Below are 599 nucleotides of genomic sequence, written 5' to 3' on the forward strand. Positions count from 1 at the left end.
TGTTATAGTGGATATGTAAGATAAACAACGAGGAGGAATAACAATATGAAAAAAACATTCTTATTATCAACTGCAGCGGCTGTAACGTTATTAATCTCTTCACCTGGAATGAGTTCTGCAGCTAATAACCCTAATACTAATACTTCTAATTTTAAAATAGATTGTCCAACTCCACAAGAAATCCAATTTAATGAAGGTCAATTGACTCCAAACCTACAAAAAGTAATTACGCAAATGACAGAGGGCAATGTAAATATAGAAGATATGCTTAACCAAATTGCTGAAAAATATAATATTGATTTAACTGAAGCAAAAAAACTTTTAAATAACGGCAATGTAGCTGTGCCTGAACAAGAAGTATCTAAACCGAAACCAGTTGAGCAAAATACTTCTAAACCAGCTCCACAAACTGAAGTTAAAGAGCCAGCTACTGAACAGTCAAGTGCTTTAAGCAAGTTTGAACAAGAAGTTGTTGACTTAACGAATGCTGAGCGTGCAAAAAATGGATTATCTGCGTTAAAGATTGATGAGGAATTAAGTAAAGTAGCACGTACTAAATCTGCTGATATGCAGTCTAACAAATATTTTGACCATAATAG

General features: G+C 33.4%; 1 protein-coding gene. It reads left to right on the forward strand.

The annotated features are described in order from the left end of the window. Nucleotides 1-45: 45 nt before the first annotated feature. Nucleotides 46-599 (forward strand): CAP domain-containing protein (locus SLH52_RS23315; RefSeq protein WP_320211566.1); only part of this gene is annotated, 554 nt, incomplete at its 3' end.

This window comes from Cytobacillus sp. IB215665 (genome assembly GCF_033963835.1).
In the GTDB taxonomy this organism is placed as follows: Bacteria; Bacillota; Bacilli; order Bacillales; family SM2101; genus Nanhaiella.